Below are 19614 nucleotides of genomic sequence, written 5' to 3'. Positions count from 1 at the left end.
CGGTCCGAGGGCGTCTTCGCCGGACTGCCTCGACTAACTGCCGGTCACGCGCCGGGTCAGCGCCTGACCTCCTGCACCACCGGTCACTTCGTCATCAGCGCCGAGGTTACGAATAGTAAACACCATTGGCGCCAATTCTCCCCGAAAGGGACATGAGGTGACGCGGTGTAATATTTTGCTGTCGTCGAACGGACTCTCCCGAATGTCGGCACGGGGCGAAACTCGCAGGAGAGCATGGGGCCAAAGCTATCGCGCGCCGGTGGACGGCCGGTGACGTACCGTCGTATGGACAGCGGGGAACGAGGGGGCAGATGCCGGAGAGACGCGGGGCCACGGGCACCGGCCCGGGCGCCGGCGGCCGGATAACACGTCGTGGACGGGCCCTCGCGGTCACTTCGGCCGCTCTCCTGCTCATCGGCGCTCTCGTGCTCGCCGCGGCGTACGGCTTCGGAAGCGGGGGCACGACCGGGGAGCGCCCTCCCGGCACCACGCGCCCCTCACCGTCCCCCACGCCTCCCTGGGACCGCCACCCGGACTCCGTCGCGGCGGTCGGGGACTCCATCACCCAGGGTTTCGACGCCTGTTCGCTGCTGGCGGACTGTGCCCGTGCGTCCTGGGTCACCGGCTCGGACGCCTCGGTGCGCAGCCTCGCCCAACGCCTCATCGACGACGCTCCGGCGCGGCACAGCTGGAACTTCGCGGTCAGCGGCTCGGTGATGGCGGACCTGCCGCAGCAGATGGAGCGTGCCGCGCGGAAGCGGCCCGATCTGGTGACCGTGCTGGCCGGCGCGAACGACGCGTGCCGGCCCACCGTCGAGCAGATGACGCCGGTGGCGGACTTCCGCGCGGATTTCCGCACCGCCCTGCGCACGCTGCACGAGGCGCGGCCCAGGACGCAGATGTACGTGTCGAGCGTGCCCGATCTGAAGCGGCTGTGGTCCCAGGGCCGCGACGACCCGTGGGCCGAGCGGGTCTGGCGGCTGGGGATCTGTCAGTCGATGCTGCGCGACCCGCAGTCCACGTCCCCCGCCGCCGAGGAACGGCGGCGGCAGGTACACGAGCGGGTGGTTGCGTACAACTCCGTGCTCGAGGAGGAGTGCGGGAGGTTTCTGCGCTGCCGCTGGGACGGCGGTGCGGTCTTCCGCTACCGCTTCACGAAGACCGAACTGAGCCGCTGGGACTGGTTCCACCCCAGCAAGGCCGGGCAGCGCAAGCTCGCCGAACTCGCGTACCGCGGCGTCACCGCGCGGCACGGGGAGCTTCCCCGGTAGCGCACATCACGTCCACCGCGCCTCCCCGCAAGAACCGCTGAACCACCCATTGACTCCGCTCGGCGAGCATCAATACATTCGCGTCAGCATTTCGAACATGCGCCGAAATCTCGAACAGCGAACAGCGTGAAGGGCCGAATGCCGTGCGCATCACCAGAATCACTACCCACGTCGTCGGCACACCCTGGCGCAATCTGACGTACGTCCGGGTCCATACCGACGAAGGGCTCACCGGGACCGGTGAGACCAGGATGCTCGGGCACACCGACGCTCTCCTCGGCTATCTGCGCGAGGCGGAGGCCAACCACATCGCGGGCTCCGACCCGTTCGCGGCCGAGGACCTGGTGCGGCGGATGAAGTACGGCGACTACGGGCGGGCCGGGGAGATCGTGATGTCCGGCATCGCCTGCGTCGAGATGGCGTGCTGGGACATCAAGGGCAAGGCGCTGGGCGTACCGGTGTGGCAGCTGCTGGGCGGCAGGGTCACCGACCGGGTCAAGGCGTACGCGAACGGCTGGTACACCACCGAGCGGACGCCCGACGCCTATCACAAGGCGGCCCGCGCGGTGGTCGAGCGCGGCTACCGCGCCCTGAAGATCGATCCGTTCGGCACCGGCCATTTCGAGCTTGACAACGATGCCACCAACTACGCGGTGTCGCTGATCGAAGCCGTACGGGACGCGATCGGCCCGGAGGCGGAGCTGATGCTGGAGATGCACGGACGCTTCAGCCCCTCGACCGCCGTACGGCTGGCCCGCGAGATGGCGCCGTTCCGCCCGGCGTGGCTGGAGGAACCGGTGCCGCCGGAGAACCTCAAGGCGCTCGCCAAGGTCGCGGAGAAGGTGGAACTGCCGGTGGCGACGGGCGAACGCATCCACGACCGCATCGAGTTCAGGGAGCTCTTCGAGTCGCAGGCCGCCGACGTCATCCAGCCCGACGTGGGCCACATCGGCGGCATCCTGGAGGCGCGGAAGCTCGCCGCCACCGCGGAGACTCACTACACGCTGGTCGCGCCGCACAACGTGGGCGGGCCGGTGCTGACATCGGCGTCCCTGCAACTCGCGGGCTGCACACCGAACTTCAAGATTCTCGAACACTTCAACGACTTCGCGGACGCCGAGATAAAGAAGGTGGTCAAGGGTGCGCCGCAGGTCGTCGACGGCTACTTCGAGCTGCCCGAGGCGCCCGGTCTCGGTGTCGAGCTGGACACCGACGCGGCGGCCGAATTCCCGCAGCAGCAAGCCCGGTTCGACCTCTGGGCCGAGGGCTGGGAGCGGCGTGACCCGGCGGCCGGGAGGGGTGAGCGGGCATGACGGCCGCCCCGCCGGACGCACCGTCCGTACGGTCCGTCGTCATCGACAAGCCCGGTGAGCACCGGCTGGTCACCGGGCCGCAGCCGGAGCCCGGGCCCGGTGAGGTGCGGGTCGCCGTCCATGCCGCGGGGGTCTGCGCCAGCGACCGGGAGGTCTACGACGGCACCCGGGCCGCCGGCTACGTCCGCTACCCGGTAACGCCAGGACACGAGTGGGCGGGGACCGTCGACGCCGTCGGCGAGGGCGCCGATGCTCAACTGGTCGGGCGCAGGGCCGTAGCTGAGGGCTTCCGCGCATGTCTGCGCTGCGACCGCTGCCGGGAAGGGGCGACCAGCCTCTGCGCGAGCGGCTACGACGAGACGGGCTTCACCCGGCCCGGCGCCTTCGCCGATTCGCTCGTACTGCCGGCGCGGCTGCTGCATCTCCTCCCCGACGACGCCGATCTGCGGGCCGCCGCGCTGCTGGAACCCGCGGCTGTCGCCGCGGCGGCGGTGCTGGCGGCGCAGCCGCGGGCCGGCGAGCGGATCGCCGTGCTCGGTACGGGAACGCTGGGAATGCTCGCGGTGCAGCTGCTCGCGGCGCACTCCCCCGCCGAGCTGCTGGCCGTGGATCCGCGGGAGCAGCGTGCGGAGCAGGCCCTGACGATGGGCGCGACGCACGCCCGTACGCCCGGGGCCGAGGACAGCCTCGGGGGCTCCGGCGGCTCGGCGGACTACGACCTGGTCGTGGAGACGGCGGGGGCGCCCGGCACCGCACACGACGCGTGCATGCTCGCCCGGCGCGGCGGACGGGTCGTGCTCACCGGCATGTTCGAGCCGGGAGCGCAGGGCATCGATCCGGTCCATCTGTCCGTCAGTCAGCTGACGGTCCGGTCGGTCTTCGGTGCGCCGTCCGCGGCGTGGTCGTACGCCGTGCGGGCCTTCGGCTCCGGGCTGCTCGATCCCGCGCCGCTCATCACGCACGAACTGCCGCTGACGGCCTTCGGCGAGGCGATCGGCCTCGTCGGCAGCGGCGATCCGGCCGTCGGAAAGGTGCTGCTGAAGCCCTGAGCCCGCCCTCGACTTCTGAGCCCGGGGAGCGCCTCCGCGGACCGACCGGGAGCCGGGGCGTGCACCGTCGGCAAGCGGCAGGCATCAGACGACAGCTGACAAATGACAGATAACAGAAAACCAACACCACCTGAGCGTCACCCCCGCCCCCTACCGTCAGGAGCACCGTGCCCAGCCCCTCCTCCGGTTCCGCCGGTTCCGCCGGTTCCGCCGGCCCTCACCACCCCCGCCGCCCCGGCGCCACAGCCCTGGACTCCCTGGGCCTGGGCGCTCCCGCGCCCGATCCGGCGGACGCCTCGCCGCACGCCTTTCCCGACGGCGGCACGTGGCGTACCGAAGTCCCCTCCTGCGAGGGGCCGGAGGCGCTCGCCGCCGTACTGAAGGAGGCGGAGGCCCTCGACGTGCCGGTGCACCGCATCAGCCAGGGCAGCGGCATATGGATGCTGACCGACGCGGAGATCACCGAGATGGTGGGCGCGTGTGCGCGGCACGACATCGAGCTGTGCCTCTTCACCGGCCCGCGCGGCACCTGGGACATCGGCGCGTCCACCCGGACCGACTCCGGCGGCGCCGGCCTGCGCTCCCGCGGCCACGACGCGGTGGCCGGCTGCGTCGAGGACGCGCTGCGGGCGGCCGAACTGGGCGTGCGCTGCCTGCTGGTGGCCGACGAGGGCGTGCTGTGGACGCTGCACCGGCTGCGTGCGCGCGGCGAACTGCCCGCCGACACCACGCTGAAGGTGTCCGCGCTCATAGGCCCGGTGAACCCGGCGGCGTACAGCGTGCACGAACACCTGGGGGCCGACTCCCTCAACATCCCGTCCGATCTGACGCTCGCGCAGATCACCGAGATACGCCGCGTCAGCGCCGCACCGATGGACTTCTATCTGGAGGCGCCGGACGACCTGGGCGGCTATGTGCGGATGTACGAGGCGGCCGAGCTGATCCGGCGGGGCGCGCCCATCTACCTCAAGTTCGGTCTCAGCAAGGCGCCCGGCATCTATCCGTACGGCGCTCATCTCCGCGACCTGACCCTCGCCACCGCACGCGAGCGCGTACGGCGGGGCAGGCTCGCCCTCGATCTGCTCGCCCGGCTCGGCGCCGACGGCGGCATGTCCCCGCTGGGTTCACGACTGCCCGGCACACTCCAGCGTTTCCCCCTCCCCGAGAGGAACTGACACATGGGAACCCGCACCCCCATCCGCACCGGCACAGGTTCCGGCTCCGGCACCGGCACCGGCTCCGGCACCGGCACCCGCAACGGCACCCGCACCCGGACGCCCGCACCGCCACGGCGGCGGCGAAGCGCACCGGTGGCCGCGGTCGCAGCCGCCGCACTGCTGACCGCTTCGCTGGCGGCCTGCGGCCAGGAGGCCAAGGGCGGCAGCCGCTACAAGGCCGAGAAGGGCAAGGGCGGCACCGTCGGACTGGCCATGCCGACCAAGTCCTCGGAACGCTGGATAGCCGACGGCCGGAACATGGCACGGCAGTTCAAGGCCGCCGGCTACAAGGCGGACCTGCAGTTCGGCGACGACAAGGTCGAGAACCAGGTCGCCCAGATCGAGAACATGATCGCCAAGGGGCACCGGCTGCTCGTGGTCGCCGCTATCGACGGTTCCGCGCTGACGGATGTGCTGCGCCGGGCCAAGGAAGCCGACGTCCCGGTCATCTCCTACGACCGTCTTCTGCTGGGCACCGAGAACGTCGACTACTACGCCTCCTTCGACAACGAGCGCGTCGGCGAGCTGCAGGGCGGCTACATCGTCGACAAGCTGAAGCTCGACGAGAAGAAGGACGAGGAGTTCGACGTCGAGCTGTTCGCCGGTTCGCCCGACGACAACAACACCAAGTTCTTCTGGGACGGGGCCATGAAGGTGCTGCGCCCGTACATCGAGAAGGGGCAGCTCAAGGTCCGCAGCGGGCAGACGAAGATGAACCAGGCCACCACGCTGCGCTGGGACGGCGGCACGGCACAGAAGCGGATGGACGACCTGCTGAGCAAGAACTACGGCTCGGAGGACATCGACGCCGTCCTCTCCCCGTACGACGGCATCTCCATCGGCATCCTCTCCGCGCTCAAGAGCGCCGGTTACGGCGGCAAGGACAAGCCCCTCCCAGTGGTGACCGGCCAGGACGCCGAGCTGGCGTCGGTGAAGTCGATCATCCGCGGGCAGCAGACGCAGACCGTCTACAAGGACACCCGCAAACTCGCAAAGCAGGCCGTGCAGATGGGCGACGCGGTGCTGACGGGCAAGAAGCCCGAGGTCAACGACACCAAGACCTACGACAACGGCAAGAAGGTCGTGCCGTCGTATCTGCTGAAACCGGTGAGCATCGACAAGTCCAACACCCAGCGGCTCGTCGACGACGGCTACTACAAGGCAGGGGAGCTCAAGTGACGGCCCCGGCAGAGCAGCCGTCGCCGGTGCCGGCGACGGCCGGCGGCACCGTCCTGGAGATGCGCGGGATCACGAAGACCTTCCCCGGGGTCAAGGCGCTCTCCGACGTCAATCTGACGGTACGTGCGGGTGAGATCCACGCGGTCTGCGGCGAGAACGGCGCGGGCAAGTCGACGCTGGTGAAAGTGCTCAGCGGAGTGCATCCGCACGGGAGTTACGAGGGTGAGATCCTCTTCGGCGGTGAGCCCTGCGCGTTCAAGGACATACGCGCGAGCGAGCAGCGCGGCATCGTCATCATCCACCAGGAACTCGCCCTGGTGCCCTACCTCTCCCTCGCGGAGAACATCTTCCTCGGCAACGAGCACGCCACCCGGGGCATCATCAGCTGGGGCGAGACCCTGCGGCGCGCCGACGCGCTGCTGAGGCGCGTCGGCCTGCCGGACAAGCCGCAGACACGCATCGCCGACATAGGTGTCGGCAAGCAGCAGTTGGTGGAGATCGCGAAGGCGCTGTCGAAGGAAGTGCGGCTGCTGATCCTCGACGAGCCGACAGCCGCGCTCAACGACGAGGACAGCCGCAAACTTCTGGAACTGATACGGGAGTTGCGCGACCAGGGCATCGCCTGCATCGTCATCTCGCACAAGCTGAACGAGATACGCCAGATCGCCGACTCCGTCACGATCCTGCGGGACGGCCGCACGATCGAGACCCTCGCGGTGCGCGAACACCCCGGCGGCGAACCGGAGATCTCCGAGGACCGCATCATCCGCGGCATGGTCGGCCGCGATCTGGACCAGCGCTTCCCGCCGCGCACTCCGTACGAAGGCGAGGACGCGGGGCAGGTCGCCATGGCGGTGTCCGGCTGGACGGTGCGGCATCCGATCGACCATCAGCGCAAGGTCGTCGACGACGTCTCGCTGGAGGTGCGGCGCGGCGAGATCCTCGGCATCGCCGGCCTGATGGGCGCCGGGCGCACCGAGTTGGCGATGAGCGTCTTCGGACGCTCCTACGGCCAGTACGCGGGCGGAACCGTGTCCGTCGAGGGGCGGGAGGTGCTCACCCGTACCGTGCCGGAGGCGATCTCGCACGGCATCGCGTACGTGACGGAGGACCGCAAGACCTACGGACTCAACCTCATCGACGACATCAACCGCAACATCTCGCTCGCCTCGCTGAGCGGCCTGACCCGGCGCGGCGTGGTCGACGAGCACGAGGAGCGGCGGGTCTCCGAGCGCTACCGGCGGTCGATGAACATCAAGGCGCCGACGGTCCACGAGCAGGTGCAGCGCCTCAGCGGCGGAAACCAGCAGAAGGTCGTCCTGAGCAAGTGGATCCACGCCGAACCCGAGGTGCTCATCCTCGACGAGCCGACGCGCGGGATCGACGTCGGCGCGAAGTACGAGATCTACACGGTCATCGACAAGCTCGCCGCGGACGGCAAGGCCGTCGTCTTCATCTCCTCGGAACTGCCCGAACTGCTGGGCATGTGCGACCGCATCTACACGATGTCGGCGGGGCGGCTCACCGGCGAGGTCACGCGCGAGGACGCCACGCAGGAACTCCTCATGCGGCACATGACCGAGTCCCTGGACACGAGCACGACCACCGGCACGACGACGACAGGCACCACCACCCCCGCCGACGGCACGAGTGACAAGAGCTGAGGGCCGACCATGACGACACCGACAGACACGCCTGACCGCACCGGTTCCGGTCCCGGCCCGGGTTCCGGTTCCGGCGGGGCCTCATCCGGAGCCGGGGCGCTCCTTGTGAACGCCGTCCGCAACAACATGCGCCAGTACGGCATGCTCGTCGCACTCGCGCTCATCGTCGTCCTGTTCCAGATATGGACGGACGGCTCGCTGCTGCTGCCGAACAACGTCTCCAACATCGTCCAGCAGAACAGCTACATCCTGATCCTGGCCATGGGCATGATGATCGTCATCATCGCCGGCCACATCGATCTGTCCGTCGGCTCCCTCGCCGCGTTCGTGGGGGCCGCCGCGGCGGTGATGATGGTCAAGCACGACATGCCGTGGGTACTCGCGCTCGTGCTCTCGCTGCTGATCGGCGCCGCCGCCGGAGCCTGGCAGGGCTTCTGGATCGCCTACGTCGGCATCCCGTCCTTCATCGTGACGCTCGCCGGGATGCTGCTCTTCCGCGGCGGTACGCAGATCCTGCTGGAGGGCCAGTCGATCGCCCCGTTCCCGAAGGGCTTCCAGGAGATCGCCCAGGGATTCATCCCGGAGATGGGCCCGTACATCCAGTACCACAACCCCACTCTGCTCATCGGGCTCGTCGTCATCGCGTTCGTACTCGTCCAGGAATGGCGGGACAGGCGGCGGCAGTTGGCGTACGAGCTGGAGGTGCTGCCGTTCAATCTGTGGGTGCTCAAGTGCACGGCGATCGTGGCGGCGGTGGTGGCCTTCACGCTGACGCTGGCCAGCTACCACGGCGTGCCGGTGGTGCTGCTCATCATGTGTGTCCTGCTCATCGGCCTGGGATTCGTGATGCGCAACGCCGTCGTCGGCCGTCATGTCTACGCACTGGGCGGCAACAAGGCCGCGGCCAAGCTCTCCGGTGTGAAGGACAAGCGGGTCACCTTCCTGGTGTTCGTGAACATGGGCGTGCTGGCCGCGCTCGCGGGATGTGTGTACGCGGCGCGGCTCAACGCGGGCACGCCGCAGGCGGGCATCAACTTCGAACTGGAGGCCATCGCCGCGGCGTTCATCGGCGGCGCCTCGATGAGCGGCGGCGTCGGCACCGTGCTGGGCGCCGTGATCGGCGGCCTGGTGCTCGGCGTGCTCAACAACGGCATGTCGCTGGTCGGCATCGGCACCGACTACCAGCAGGTCATCAAGGGGCTGGTGCTGCTCGCGGCCGTCGGCTTCGACGTGTGGAACAAGCGCAGGGTCGGCTCCTAACAGCGGTCATTCCGCACATGCCGAGGGCCGCACCCGGTCGGGGGTGCGGCCCTCGGCATGTGCAGGCGCCGTACGTACGCGCGACTCACGCGCGACAGGACGTCGGGGCGCCCGCCGTCTCAGGCGACGCCGAGGCTGACCTCGACGTTGCCGCGGGTGGCGTTGGAGTACGGGCAGACCTGGTGCGCCTTCTCCAGCAGGTCCTTCGCCGTCGCCTCGTCGACGTTCGGTATGTGCGCCTCGAGCGCGACCTTGAGGCCGAAGCCGCCCTCGGGGGTGCTGCCGATGCCGACCCGGGCCGTCACGGTCGACCCGGAGATGTCGGCCTTCTCCTTGCGGGCGACGACTCCGAGCGCGCTCTGGAAGCATGCGCTGTAACCGGCGGCGAACAGCTGCTCGGGGTTGGTGCCCGCACCGCTTCCGCCCAGCTCCTTGGGCGCGTTGACCACGACGTCGATCTTGCCGTCGTCGCTGGCGACGCGGCCGTCGCGGCCGCCCTCGGCGGTGGCCACGGCGGTGTACTTGACGTCGATGGACTGGATGGACATGGATCCTCCTGTTGGGGCCCTGTTGGTGGCATGGCCGAGGCTCGCGCCCCGGACCGTGAGTCCGTTTCCCCGCTTGGCCACTGCTGCGCAGCTGCCGGACGCAGGCTCGGACGACCGGACGCGCGGGAGACGCCCGGCAACTCCTTGAAAGTAAGGGTCAGTCGGCGAGGGTGACGATCATCTTGCCGGTGTTGTCGCCCTTGAGCAGCCCGAGGAAGGCGTCCACCGCGTTGTCCACGCCCTCGACGACCGTCTCGCGGTACTTCAGCTCGCCCGAGCGGACCCAGCCCGACACCTCTTCGAAGAACTGCGGCATCAGGTCCTGGTGGTCCATCACGAGCAGGCCCTGCAGACGCAGCCGCTTGCCGATGACCATCGCGAGATTCCGCGGCGCCGCGGGGGGCTCGGTCGCGTTGTACTGCGAGATCATGCCGCAGATCGCGGCGCGGCCGTGCACATTGAGCCTGCCGATGGCCGCTTCCAGGTGCTCCCCGCCGACGTTGTCGAAGTAGACGTCGATGCCGGACGGGGCGGCCTCCTTGAGCTGCTCCGCCACGGGCCCCGCCTTGTAGTTGAACGCCGCGTCGAAGCCGTACTCCTCGGTGAGCACACGGACCTTCTCGTCCGACCCGGCACTGCCGATCACCCGCGACGCGCCCTTGAGCTTCGCGATCTGCCCGACCTCGCTGCCGACGGCGCCCGCTGCACCGGAGACGAAGACGGCGTCGCCCTTCTTCATCGAGGCCACCTCCAGCAGCCCCGCGTACGCCGTGAGGCCGGGCATGCCCAGGACGCCCAAGTAGCTGGTCAGCGGGGCGAGTTCGGCCGAGACCTTGGTAACGTGCTTGGCCTTGGGCGTCGCATACTCCCGCCAGCCCAGGTCGTGCAGTACATGGTCGCCGGGGGCGAACCCCTCAGCCTTCGACGCCACGACGATGCCGACCGCTCCGCCGGTCATCGGCTCGTCGAGCTGGAAGGGCGGCACGTAGGACTTCACATCGTTCATCCGGCCGCGCATGTACGGGTCGACGGAGAGATGCAGGTTCCGGACGAGGATCTGCCCCTCGCCGGGCGCCACGACGGGTCCTTCACGCAGCGCGAAGTCACCGGGCACCGGCCAGCCTTGGGGCCGGGATACGAGGTGCCATTCGCGACCGGTCGTGGGGAGCGATTCGGACGAGCTCATGTGGGGGCCTCTCGGAGATATGTTTCATGTACTGAAACAACCTTGCACCTTGATATTTCATGTTGTCAAGCAAACAGCTAGACTCCCCCTATGACCCCCCACACAACTGCCGGTACCAGTACCCGCAAACTCGACCCGGACCCCGTCACGCGCGAGGTCGTCGACCTGATCGGCTCGGTCGTCGCGCGCTACCACGAGGAGTACGAGCTCGCGGCGGCCGGTCATTCGCTGACCGGCGCCCAGGCCCGCGTTCTCGCCCTGCTGGCGCGCGAACCGACGCCGATGCGTCAGGTCGCCCGCGAGCTGAAGTGCGAGCCGTCGAACGTGACGGGGATTGTGGACCGCCTCGAATCGCGCGGCCTGGCGGTGCGCCGCCCCGATCCCGCGGACCGCCGGGTCAAGCTCGCGGCGGCCACGGAGGACGGCGTCGACATGGCCCACCGGCTGCGCGCCGCGCTCGACTTCGCCCGTGAGCCGCTGGCCGGCCTGACCCCGGACGAACGGACCGTGCTGCGTGACCTGTTGCAGCGCATGCTCGGCGAAGAGGCCACGGAAGGCGCCTGACCGCCCCCGGCGAGGGGCAAGGATCAGGTCGCCGGGGCAGGTCGCCCGTCGCCGTAGCGAGGGTGCCGCCGTAACGAGGGTGCCGCAGTCACGAGGGTGCCGCAGTCACGAGGGTCAGGTCAGCCGTCGAAGGCCGGCTGCGGCAGCCCTTGGCCGGCCCCGGGCAGCACCAGCAGCGATCCCGCGAGAGGGTGCGCCGCCGGATCCGCTCCCACGCTCGCGGTCGTCACGTACAGGTCCCGCAGATCCGTTCCGCCGAAGGCGCAGGCCGTCGGACGCGGGACGGGCACCGCGACCGTACGGTCCAGCCTGCCGTCCGGTGTGTAGCGGCGGACGGCGCCGCCGTCCCAGAGCGCGACCCACACGCAGCCCTCGGCGTCGACCGTCAGCCCGTCGGGATAACCGGCGTCCTCCTCGATCTCCGCGAACGGCCGCCTCCCGCTGACGTCCGCGCCGGACGAACCGTCCCGCACGGGCGGCACGTCGAAGACGTCGACGCGTCGCGTCGGGGTGTCGATGTAGTACATGAGCGAGCCGTCGGGGCTCCAGCCGATGCCGTTGCTGACCGTGACCTCCGGCAGCACCGTCACGGCCGTGCCGTCGCCGGTCACGCGCTTGAGGTCGCCGCCGCCCGGCTGTTCGCCGTACGACATGGTGCCCGCCCACAGCGCACCGTCGGGGGCGACCGCCGCGTCGTTGCCCCGCCGCCCCGGCACGGCCTCGCGGTGCAGCCACGAGAACGCACCGTCCGGGCCGTAGAGGCCAATGCCGTCACGGAGATTGACGACGAGACCGCCGCCGGTCCTCGGCTTCGCCGCCCCGGCATGCTGTTCCGTCGCCATGACCGTACGGGCGCCGTCGGACGGATCGAAGGTGTGCACACGGGAGTTGAGTATGTCCACCCATATCAGCCGCTCACGGTCGCCGTCCCAGGTCGGCCCCTCGCCGAGCCAGGCCTGCGTCCGCACCGCCACCGCCAACTCCGCCGCCGGCTTTCCGCGCACACCGCTCACCCCTTCTCCGGTACGTCCGTGTCTGCGTGAACCGGTGACTTCCTACCCCGTCACCGGTGGCCGAGACGGCCCGAGAGTTCGGCCGCCCCCTTGACCGCCAGCCCTTCCAGCTCGGCCCGGCGCTCCTCGCTCCAGCGGACGGTCGGCACCGAGATGCTCAGCGCGGCGACGACCTTCCCGCCCGAGTCCCGTACGGGCGCCGCCACACAGCTCACGTCCGGATTGGACTCCTGCTGCTCCACCGCGATGCCGCGCTCGCGTACCTCCGCGAGCGCTTTGCGCAGCTCCCCGGGGGAGGTGATCGAGTCGGGCGTCATCGCCGCGAGCGGCCCGCTGCCGGCGAGCGTCGCCTCCAGTTCCTCCTCGGGCAGCGACGCGAGCAGCATCTTCCCCACGGACGTGCAGTGTGCGGGAAGCCGGCGTCCCGCGGCCGAGACCATGCGCACCGCGTGTGTGCTGTCGACCTTTGCGATGTAGATGACGTCGGGGCCTTCGAGGACGGCCACGTGCACGGTCTCGTCGCACGTGTCGGCGACGCTGCGCGCCACCCGCTGCCCCTCGGCGGCCAGGTCGAGCTGCTCGGCGTAGCGGCTGCCCAGCTGATAGCCGCGCACGCCCAGCCGGTAGCGTCCCGGCTGGTCCGGCGGTTGTTCCAGATAGCTGCGGGCGGTGAGCGTGGTCACCAGCTCGTGGACCGTCGTACGGGGCAGCTGCAGCTTGCGGGTGATCTCCGGGGCGGAGAGGGTGCCGTCGGAGTCGAGGAAGAGTTCCAGCACGTCCAGCGCCCTGGTCACGGCCGGTACGAGACGACCCATGTCACCCGCCCTCCCCTTGCTCGCGTCGTTACCGTCAGTTCGAAATACCGACAAGCGGTCGGCATCGCGAACAGACTAGTCACGGCTTCACGGGCGGACAATGCTCCGGAGCCGGACGCTCCGGCCGCGGGGCCGCGCCGCTACGCGGACTTCCGCGTGCGGGCTGCCTTCTTCGCTGTGGACTTCGCCGCCGGCTTCTTGGCGACTGTCTTCTTCGCGGGCGCCTTCGCCGCGGGCTTCTTCGCCCCGGCGGCCTTCTTCCCCGCGGACGTCGTCTTCGCCGTCGTCTTCGCGGCGGTCTTCTTCCCCGTCGTCTTCGCAGTCGTCTTCGCCGTCGCCTTCGCGGCGGCCTTCTTCCCCGCGGACGCCTGCTTCGCCGTCGCCTTCGCCGCGGGCTTCTTCGCCGGCGCCTTGGCCGCCGCCTTGCCGCCCGCCTTCTTCGCCCCGCGCTGCCTCGACAGCTCATGAACGGTTGCCTCCGAGGCCGCCGCCGCTCCCCCGCCTCCGGCCGCAGCGCCCCCGCCGCCTTCCCTGCGGGACTGCCGGGCGGCCTGCACGCTGCTCTCCAGCACCGCCATCAGGTCCACGACCTGCCCCTTGCCGGTGGCAGCCGCGGCCTCCTTGCCCGCCGCGGCCGTGTCGACGCCCTCGATCTTGGCGTTGACGAGTTGTTCCACCGCTTCCCTGTACTCGTCGTGCAGCTCCGACCAGTCCAGCTCGCCGAGCGTCTCCATCAGGGTGTCCGCGAGATCCAGCTCCGCCTCGCGGATCGTGACGTCCTCCTCGGGCGCGACACCGCTCACGGACCGGATCTCCTCCGGCCAGAGCATCGTGTGCAGGGCGAGCACGTCCTCGTACACGCGCAGCAGACCCAGGCTCTCCCGGCCCCGCATCGCCAGCTTGCCGACGGCCACCTTCCCCGAGCGCTTCAGCGCCTCCCGCAGCAGGGCGTACGGCTTGGTCGCGGAGCGGCCGTCGCCCGCCAGGTAGTACGAGCGGTCGAGCTGGATCGGGTCCACTTCCTCGGCGGGGACGAAGCCGAGTATCTCCACGGTCTTCGCGGTCGGCAGCGGCAGCGCGGCAAGGTCGGAGTCCGTGAGCTGCACGGTCGTCCCGTCGCCGGTCTCGAACCCCTTGCCGATCTCCTCCCGCGGCACCTCCTGCTCCTCCAGTTCGCACACCTTGCGGTAGCGGATGCGTCCGCCGTCGGTCGTGTGCACCTGGTGGAAGGAGACGCTGTGGCTCTCGGTGGCCGAAACCACCTTGATCGGTATGGAGACCAGCCCGAAGGAAATGGAACCTTTCCAGATGGATCGCATGGTTCGTCCCTTCTATGGGACTCTCAGGGTATGCCGTACACGGAGGTCGAGGGCCGCCGTCTCGCTCTCAGCAATCTCGACAAGGTGCTCTATCCGGCCACCGGATTCACCAAAGGTGAGGCACTGCACTATTACGTGACCGTCGCCGAGGCGCTCCTCCCCCATCTGCGAGGGCGCCCCGTCTCCTTTCTGCGGTATCCCGACGGCGTGGACTCCACAGCCTTCTTCGCCAAGAACGTGCCGCCCGGCGCCCCCGACTGGGTGACCGTCCGCGAGATCACCGAGGTCAGCAGCACCCCGCTGCACCAGGTGCTCATCCACGATCTCGCCACCCTCGTCTGGGCGGCGAACCTCGCCGGACTGGAGCTGCACACCCCTCAGTGGCGCGTCGAACACGAGGTCCGGGCGGACCGGCTCGTATTCGACCTCGACCCCGGCCCGGGAGCCGGCGTCCTCGAGTGCCGCACCGTCGCGCTGTGGCTGCGCGAGCGGCTGGCGTCGGACGACATCACTGTGCTCCCGAAGACCTCCGGCGGCAAGGGGCTGCATCTGCTGGCACCGATCGAGGTCACCGCGTCCTCGTCCGTGTCCGCGTACGCGAAGAAGATCGCGATGGAGGCCGAGGCGGCGATGCCCGACCTGGCACTGAGCAAGATGGCCAAGGCGCTGCGCCCCGGCAAGGTCTTCGTCGACCACTCGCAGAACGCCGCCGCCAAAACCACCGCCGCCCCCTACACCCTCCGCGCCAAGCAGCGGCCCAGCATCTCCACTCCGCTCACCTGGGACGAGCTGACGGCGGCGCGGACGGCGGACGAACTCGTCTTCCTCGCCGACCAGCTGCCGCTGCGGCTGGAGAACAAGGGGGATCTGATGGCGCCGCTGCTCGATCCCGGACTGGTCCGTCCGCTTCCGGGCTCCTGAGTACGCCCCGGTCCGGGCGGCGGGGCCGGGCCCTGCGTACGCACAGCGAGGGCGGGCTCCGGAAGATACTCCGGAGCCCGCCCTCGCGCGCCTCGTACGGGGCTAGTTGGTACTGGGCTACTTGGTACTGGTGCCCCAGTCGTCGTCCAGAGGTGTTCTGTGGTCGCGGAGCGAGCGCACCCGCTCGTTGACCGACTCCGGCAGCCGGTGCCCGACCTTCTCCGTCACGACACCCGCCGCTTTCGCGGCGGCTTCACGGCCGCTCTGGGCCGCGCTTTCGGTCGCGTTGCGCACGGCGGGGTTCTCGGCCAGCCGCTGTGCCGTCTGCCGCAGCCGCTCGTAACGCTCGCGGCCGGCACGCGTACCGAACACGTACCCGACAGCGAGTCCAGCGACGAACGTGAGCCGGTAGCGCATGGCTCCACCCTTCTCTCGGATCTCTCGGTTCATCGGTTACCCGGCGGCGCGTAGCCGAACCGATACCGATTTCGGAGTACCCCCTGGCATGCGCTAATGTATTGCCCGCGGCAAGGGAGCGCCGTCCATGACCAAGTGGGCGCGTCCGAGCAGCCCATTCCCGTGTAGCTCAATCGGCAGAGCAGCCGGCTGTTAACCGGCAGGTTACTGGTTCGAGTCCAGTCGCGGGAGCACCGAAAGAGCCCTCCCCGGGGCTCTTTTTCTTTGCCGGACAAGTCCGTTGGGGCGGGCGGGAACCGATCACCGGGTGCTCGAAGTCCTCCCTCCCGTACGGCACCACCCGGCAGGGGCGGGAGATCGTATGAGCAGCTATGCTGCGGCAGACGCGGCGCGCACACATGTGCGTGGCCGGGCGAACGGGGCGGTAGCTCAGCCGGTTAGAGCAGCGGACTCATAATCCGTCGGCCGTGGGTTCGAGTCCCACCCGCCCCACGAGCGCGAGGGTGACGTGTGTCCGCGGCGCGGACCACGGTCGCCCTCTTTGTCATTACGCGACTCCGCCACGCAGTGCGGGGGCTCCGCCACCCGCACCCCCCCCCACACTCGCGAGGCCGACGCGTGTCCGCGGCGCGGACCACGGTCGCCCTCTTTGTCATTACGCGACTCCGCCACGCAGGGCGGGGGCTCCGCCACCGCACCCACACTCCTCAACGGCCTTGCACCGGCGACCCGATCACCGGGCAGGGCCTGGGCCCGCCTACGTCTTCACGCCCCCTCGCACGGCGAATCCCGGCACAGGCAGTCTGTCAATGTCGGTTGACAGATCCCGCTTGTCATCCTAGGTTGACATCATGGCCGCATCGGACGCACGAGAAGCAGTGGATACAGCCGAGGCCGCCCTGCACCGCGATCCGCGCGTAGGACTGCGCGCCGTCGCCGCGCTGCGGCGGCTGACCGAGCGCCTGGAGGCGCTGCAGGTCGACAGCGCACGCGCCCAGGGCTGGTCCTGGGACGAGATCGGGGCCGCGCTCGGCGTGAGCAGGCAGGCCGTACACAAGAAGCACGCGAGGAGGTAGGCGGCGATGTTCGAACGTTTCAGCCGGCCGGCACGGCAGGTCGTCGTGGACGCACAGGAGGAGGCGCGGAGCCTCGGCCACGACTGGGTCGGCACGGAGCACCTGCTGCTCGCCGCACTGCGCCGGCCCGACCAGCCGGGGACCGCGACGCTCGTACGGCTCGGAGTCAGCGCGGAGAGCTGCCGGGCCGCCGTCTCCAGCGTGGTCGGGGGCGCGGACGGTGACGCGCTGGGCCCTGAGGACGCGGAGGCGCTCAAGGCCTTCGGGATCGACCTGGACGAGATCCGCCGGCGAGCCGAAGGTGCCTTCGGCGACGGCGCGTTGGACACACCGGTGAGCGATCCGGAAACAGGACGGCGGCGCGGGCGCCGCTTCATGAAGCGTGGACGGCGGGAGAGCCGGGGCAGCTTGGGCCTCCCGGACGCCGCTCCCGGCCCGTCGGGACACATCCGCTTCACCGGGCGGGCGAAGAAGGCGCTGGAACTCTCGCTGCGGGAAGCGATCGCACGCAAGGACAGGAGTATCGGCACGGAGCACGTCGTACTCGCGCTGCTGCGCGGGGACGACAAGATCTCGCAGGGGATGTTCCAGCAACTCGGCGTGGCCCCGAAGGAGATGCGCGATCTCGTACTGGCGGATCTGCGCTCCGCGGCGTGAGGCACGGCCTCGGCTCCGGGGCACTGGCCGGTCCCGGGGCCCGGCCCGGGGTACCCGGGCCCGTGACCAACAGCACCCGGAGCGTGCGCTGTTGGGCAGGGCGTCGAAGAGCTTCGTGTTGCCGTACAACCCCTTGGCCGTGTCGGGTGTCTTTCTGGATGTCGGATTCTTCCGGGCAATCGCCCACAAGGTTCGTCTGTCGTGAACAGTCATGCTTTTCAGCACTTGAGGGGGAGTAATGCGCATTCGTTACAAGAAGACCGCGATCGCCGCGCTGACCTGCGCGATGATGACGGTCCCCGCGGGAGCCGCCTACGCAGGCAGCGGGCCCGCACCGAAGCCGTCCGAGCGGAGCGCCGCCGAGTCCACCGCGCCGTCCGCGAAGGGCAACCCGAACAGCAGGCTGGCCGAGGTGGCCGGGGTCTGCGACGACGCGTACCAGATCGGCAGCACCGGGTACGTCAAGCGCAGCGGCGTCACCATCGCGTCGGTCAAGCAGTTCTACTCGCCCGACTGCCAGGAGAACTACGGCTACGTGTGGGTGTGGGAGAGCTTCCGCAAGACGGCCGGCGACTACGACGTCACCTCGGCCGTCTACAGCTACTCGCAGGACGAGGTCCTCGGCAGCAGGGCCTGGACGAACACCACGCAGCAGGAGTTCTGGTCCCACGGCACGGACACGGTGCCCGAGTGCACCGCAGCCGTCGGTTCCGTGCGCAAGGCGGGCGACCCGACGCCCAACCACGGCGCCTCGTCGAAGCGTTGCTGAGCCTGCTCGGCTGATTGGGGGGTGCGGCGAAGCTCCCCGTGCGGATCTCCGTGCGGGGAGCTTCGTCTTGCCGTACCGCCGGCGCCATCTCAGACGGCCGACGCCATCCGCCGCACCGCCTCCTCCAGGTTCTCCGGCGACGTGGCCAGGTTGAGCCGCGCGTGTCCGGCGCCGCCGGTGCCGAAGGCCGGTCCGGGTATGAGGGCGACCCGGCCCCGCTGCAGGAAGGCCGCCGCCGGGTCGTCACCGAGGCCCAGCGCGCGGCAGTCGAGCCAGGCGAGGAACGTCCCTTCGTGGGAGCGGTAGCCCACCTCCGGCAGATGTTCCTTGAGCAGGTCTGCCAGCAGCCGGCGGTTCTCGTCCAGACCGGCGAGCAGGGCCTCCAGCCAGGCGTCGCCGTGCCGCAGCGCCGCGACGTGCCCGATCACTCCCAGATGGCTGGGGCCGTGGCTGACCTCCTCCGGCATCACGGCCAGTTCCGCGGCGGACTCGGCGCCCGCGACCGCCATGGCCGCCTTCAGCCCGGCCAGGTTCCAGGCCTTGGACGCCGAGATGACGGAGAAGGCGCGTTCCGTGCCGGGCACCGTCAGATACGGGACGTGGCGGGCGCCGGGCAGCACGAGCGGCGCGTGGATCTCGTCGGCGACTACGCGTACGCCGCTGTCGGCGGCGAGCTCCGTCACGGCCGCGAGTTCCTGCGCGGTGTGGACGGTGCCGGTGGGGTTGTGGGGGCTGCACAGCAGATACGCCGCCACGCGCCCGCCGCCGTCCGCCCTGCCGGTCCCGTCCGCCCTGCCGGTCCCGCCGTCGCCGCCGCTCCCGCCCGTGCGGAAGGCCGCGGCGAGGGTGCCCATGTCGAGCCTGCCCTCCGCGGTCAGCGGGGCCTCCACGACGCGGCGGCCCATGTGCGAGACGAACTGGTAAAAGGGCGGGTAGACGGGCGAGTTGACGACGACGGCGTCGCCGGGCGATGTGATCAGCTTGAGCACCTCGACGACTCCGGCCATCACGTCGGGGACGATCGCCGCCCGCTCGGGCCGCACTCGCCATCCCCAGTGGCGCCCGGCGAAGCCGTCCAGGGCCTCGACGTAGGCGTCCCCCATGGCATAGCCGGTGTCCCCCGCCTCGACCGCCGCGTGCAGCGCCTCGGCGACCGGTCCGGCCAGCGGTACGTCCATCTCCGCGATCCACATCGGCAGCACGTCGGCGGGATGCACCCGCCACTTCGCGCTCGTACGGCGGCGCAGCTCGTCGGGGGAGCACTGCCGCAGCGGGTTGCTCACACAGGTGTCCACCCCACCACGCTAGGACGGATCGCTTCCCTTGAGCAGACCGCAGCCGGACCGCACCGGGACCGCTCCCGGACCCCGCCGGCG

General features: G+C 70.0%; 19 protein-coding genes and 2 tRNA genes. 14 read left to right on the top strand and 7 right to left on the bottom strand.

Going from position 1 to position 19614, the window contains the following annotated elements:
• Window positions 1-311 precede the first annotated feature (311 nt).
• From ACSMXX_RS23645 to mmsB, 7 genes are all read left to right on the top strand, one after another.
• On the top strand, window positions 312-1271 hold the full coding sequence (locus ACSMXX_RS23645) for a GDSL-type esterase/lipase family protein (RefSeq protein ID WP_473180701.1): 960 nt from the start codon (window positions 312-314) through the stop codon (window positions 1269-1271).
• 143 nt (window positions 1272-1414) lie between these two features.
• Window positions 1415-2584 (top strand): mandelate racemase/muconate lactonizing enzyme family protein, encoded by a 1170-nt coding sequence (locus ACSMXX_RS23640; protein WP_473180700.1) that lies wholly within the window; start codon window positions 1415-1417, stop codon window positions 2582-2584.
• Entirely contained in the window at window positions 2581-3633 is a 1053-nt protein-coding gene (locus ACSMXX_RS23635) for a zinc-dependent alcohol dehydrogenase (RefSeq protein WP_473180699.1), read from the top strand. The genes ACSMXX_RS23640 and ACSMXX_RS23635 overlap by 4 nt, the downstream gene beginning before the upstream one ends.
• 167 nt (window positions 3634-3800) lie before the next feature.
• Entirely contained in the window at window positions 3801-4808 is a 1008-nt protein-coding gene (locus ACSMXX_RS23630) for a hypothetical protein (RefSeq protein WP_473180698.1), read from the top strand.
• A 3-nt stretch (window positions 4809-4811) separates the two neighbouring features.
• Window positions 4812-6029 (top strand): multiple monosaccharide ABC transporter substrate-binding protein, encoded by a 1218-nt coding sequence (gene chvE / locus ACSMXX_RS23625; protein ID WP_473180697.1) that lies wholly within the window; start codon window positions 4812-4814, stop codon window positions 6027-6029.
• A gap of 59 nt (window positions 6030-6088) precedes the next feature.
• The gene (mmsA, locus tag ACSMXX_RS23620) at window positions 6089-7693 is read left to right on the top strand and encodes a multiple monosaccharide ABC transporter ATP-binding protein (protein WP_473184929.1); all 1605 of its coding nucleotides are present in this window, start codon (window positions 6089-6091) and stop codon (window positions 7691-7693) included.
• A 9-nt stretch (window positions 7694-7702) separates the two neighbouring features.
• Window positions 7703-8953, top strand: a complete 1251-nt coding sequence (mmsB, locus tag ACSMXX_RS23615) for a multiple monosaccharide ABC transporter permease (protein ID WP_473180696.1) — start codon at window positions 7703-7705, stop codon at window positions 8951-8953.
• Window positions 8954-9072: 119 nt separating this feature from the next.
• On the opposite strand, the gene ACSMXX_RS23610 is transcribed toward mmsB, so the two are convergent.
• Both ACSMXX_RS23610 and ACSMXX_RS23605 read right to left on the bottom strand, forming a co-directional pair.
• The gene (locus ACSMXX_RS23610) at window positions 9073-9501 is read right to left on the bottom strand and encodes an organic hydroperoxide resistance protein (protein ID WP_473180695.1); all 429 of its coding nucleotides are present in this window, start codon (window positions 9499-9501) and stop codon (window positions 9073-9075) included.
• 157 nt (window positions 9502-9658) lie between these two features.
• On the bottom strand, window positions 9659-10687 hold the full coding sequence (locus ACSMXX_RS23605; RefSeq protein ID WP_473180694.1) for an NADP-dependent oxidoreductase: 1029 nt from the start codon (window positions 10685-10687) through the stop codon (window positions 9659-9661).
• A 90-nt stretch (window positions 10688-10777) separates the two neighbouring features.
• Between ACSMXX_RS23605 and ACSMXX_RS23600 the strand changes: the two genes are divergently transcribed.
• On the top strand, window positions 10778-11251 hold the full coding sequence (locus tag ACSMXX_RS23600; protein WP_473180693.1) for a MarR family winged helix-turn-helix transcriptional regulator: 474 nt from the start codon (window positions 10778-10780) through the stop codon (window positions 11249-11251).
• Window positions 11252-11370: 119 nt separating this feature from the next.
• On the opposite strand, the gene ACSMXX_RS23595 is transcribed toward ACSMXX_RS23600, so the two are convergent.
• The 3 genes from ACSMXX_RS23595 to ku all read right to left on the bottom strand — a co-directional run bounded on the left by ACSMXX_RS23595 (window position 11371) and on the right by ku (window position 14398).
• On the bottom strand, window positions 11371-12255 hold the full coding sequence (locus ACSMXX_RS23595; protein ID WP_473180692.1) for an SMP-30/gluconolactonase/LRE family protein: 885 nt from the start codon (window positions 12253-12255) through the stop codon (window positions 11371-11373).
• Window positions 12256-12314: 59 nt separating this feature from the next.
• Complete coding sequence (locus tag ACSMXX_RS23590; protein WP_473180691.1) at window positions 12315-13079, bottom strand: IclR family transcriptional regulator; 765 nt, start codon at window positions 13077-13079, stop codon at window positions 12315-12317.
• Window positions 13080-13219: 140 nt separating this feature from the next.
• Window positions 13220-14398, bottom strand: coding sequence for a non-homologous end joining protein Ku (ku, locus tag ACSMXX_RS23585; RefSeq protein ID WP_473180690.1), 1179 nt, complete (start codon window positions 14396-14398; stop codon window positions 13220-13222).
• 30 nt (window positions 14399-14428) lie between these two features.
• On the opposite strand from ku, the gene ligD reads away from it, so the two are divergent.
• On the top strand, window positions 14429-15319 hold the full coding sequence (gene ligD / locus ACSMXX_RS23580; protein ID WP_473180689.1) for a non-homologous end-joining DNA ligase: 891 nt from the start codon (window positions 14429-14431) through the stop codon (window positions 15317-15319).
• A gap of 117 nt (window positions 15320-15436) precedes the next feature.
• On the opposite strand, the gene ACSMXX_RS23575 is transcribed toward ligD, so the two are convergent.
• The gene (locus ACSMXX_RS23575) at window positions 15437-15736 is read right to left on the bottom strand and encodes a YtxH domain-containing protein (protein ID WP_473180688.1); all 300 of its coding nucleotides are present in this window, start codon (window positions 15734-15736) and stop codon (window positions 15437-15439) included.
• Window positions 15737-15894: 158 nt separating this feature from the next.
• Here ACSMXX_RS23575 and ACSMXX_RS23570 point away from each other — a divergent pair.
• From ACSMXX_RS23570 to ACSMXX_RS23550, 5 genes are all read left to right on the top strand, one after another.
• Window positions 15895-15967, top strand: a tRNA-Asn gene (locus ACSMXX_RS23570).
• A 187-nt stretch (window positions 15968-16154) separates the two neighbouring features.
• Window positions 16155-16228, top strand: a tRNA-Ile gene (locus ACSMXX_RS23565).
• A 359-nt stretch (window positions 16229-16587) separates the two neighbouring features.
• On the top strand, window positions 16588-16812 hold the full coding sequence (locus ACSMXX_RS23560; RefSeq protein WP_473180687.1) for a hypothetical protein: 225 nt from the start codon (window positions 16588-16590) through the stop codon (window positions 16810-16812).
• Window positions 16813-16818: 6 nt separating this feature from the next.
• A complete protein-coding gene (locus tag ACSMXX_RS23555; RefSeq protein ID WP_473180686.1) occupies window positions 16819-17469 on the top strand; it encodes a Clp protease N-terminal domain-containing protein in 651 nt (216 codons plus the stop codon).
• 238 nt (window positions 17470-17707) lie between these two features.
• Entirely contained in the window at window positions 17708-18238 is a 531-nt protein-coding gene (locus tag ACSMXX_RS23550; RefSeq protein ID WP_473180685.1) for a hypothetical protein, read from the top strand.
• Between the two features lie 89 nt (window positions 18239-18327).
• Here the strand turns inward: ACSMXX_RS23550 and ACSMXX_RS23545 are convergent, their stop codons facing one another.
• On the bottom strand, window positions 18328-19533 hold the full coding sequence (locus ACSMXX_RS23545) for a MalY/PatB family protein (RefSeq protein ID WP_473180684.1): 1206 nt from the start codon (window positions 19531-19533) through the stop codon (window positions 18328-18330).
• Window positions 19534-19614 lie beyond the last annotated feature (81 nt).

The sequence above is a fragment of the Streptomyces sp. DSM 116795 genome, assembly GCF_055792905.1.
Note: the sequence above shows the minus strand (reverse complement) of the source record. Positions and strands in the feature narration are given on the sequence as shown.

Excerpts from the sequence above, each read along its gene's own strand:
- chvE (WP_473180697.1), top strand. The coding sequence starts at position 4,812 with ATGGGAACCCGCACCCCCATCCGCACCGGCACAGGTTCCGGCTCCGGC.
- ACSMXX_RS23575 (WP_473180688.1), bottom strand. The coding sequence starts at position 15,736 with ATGCGCTACCGGCTCACGTTCGTCGCTGGACTCGCTGTCGGGTACGTG.
- ACSMXX_RS23550 (WP_473180685.1), top strand. The coding sequence starts at position 17,708 with ATGCGCATTCGTTACAAGAAGACCGCGATCGCCGCGCTGACCTGCGCG.
- ligD (WP_473180689.1), top strand. The coding sequence starts at position 14,429 with ATGCCGTACACGGAGGTCGAGGGCCGCCGTCTCGCTCTCAGCAATCTC.
- ACSMXX_RS23560 (WP_473180687.1), top strand. The coding sequence starts at position 16,588 with ATGGCCGCATCGGACGCACGAGAAGCAGTGGATACAGCCGAGGCCGCC.
- ACSMXX_RS23635 (WP_473180699.1), top strand. The coding sequence starts at position 2,581 with ATGACGGCCGCCCCGCCGGACGCACCGTCCGTACGGTCCGTCGTCATC.
- mmsB (WP_473180696.1), top strand. The coding sequence starts at position 7,703 with ATGACGACACCGACAGACACGCCTGACCGCACCGGTTCCGGTCCCGGC.
- ACSMXX_RS23605 (WP_473180694.1), bottom strand. The coding sequence starts at position 10,687 with ATGAGCTCGTCCGAATCGCTCCCCACGACCGGTCGCGAATGGCACCTC.
- ACSMXX_RS23555 (WP_473180686.1), top strand. The coding sequence starts at position 16,819 with ATGTTCGAACGTTTCAGCCGGCCGGCACGGCAGGTCGTCGTGGACGCA.
- mmsA (WP_473184929.1), top strand. The coding sequence starts at position 6,089 with ATGCGCGGGATCACGAAGACCTTCCCCGGGGTCAAGGCGCTCTCCGAC.
- ACSMXX_RS23610 (WP_473180695.1), bottom strand. The coding sequence starts at position 9,501 with ATGTCCATCCAGTCCATCGACGTCAAGTACACCGCCGTGGCCACCGCC.
- ACSMXX_RS23600 (WP_473180693.1), top strand. The coding sequence starts at position 10,778 with ATGACCCCCCACACAACTGCCGGTACCAGTACCCGCAAACTCGACCCG.
- ACSMXX_RS23645 (WP_473180701.1), top strand. The coding sequence starts at position 312 with ATGCCGGAGAGACGCGGGGCCACGGGCACCGGCCCGGGCGCCGGCGGC.
- ACSMXX_RS23590 (WP_473180691.1), bottom strand. The coding sequence starts at position 13,079 with ATGGGTCGTCTCGTACCGGCCGTGACCAGGGCGCTGGACGTGCTGGAA.
- ku (WP_473180690.1), bottom strand. The coding sequence starts at position 14,398 with ATGCGATCCATCTGGAAAGGTTCCATTTCCTTCGGGCTGGTCTCCATA.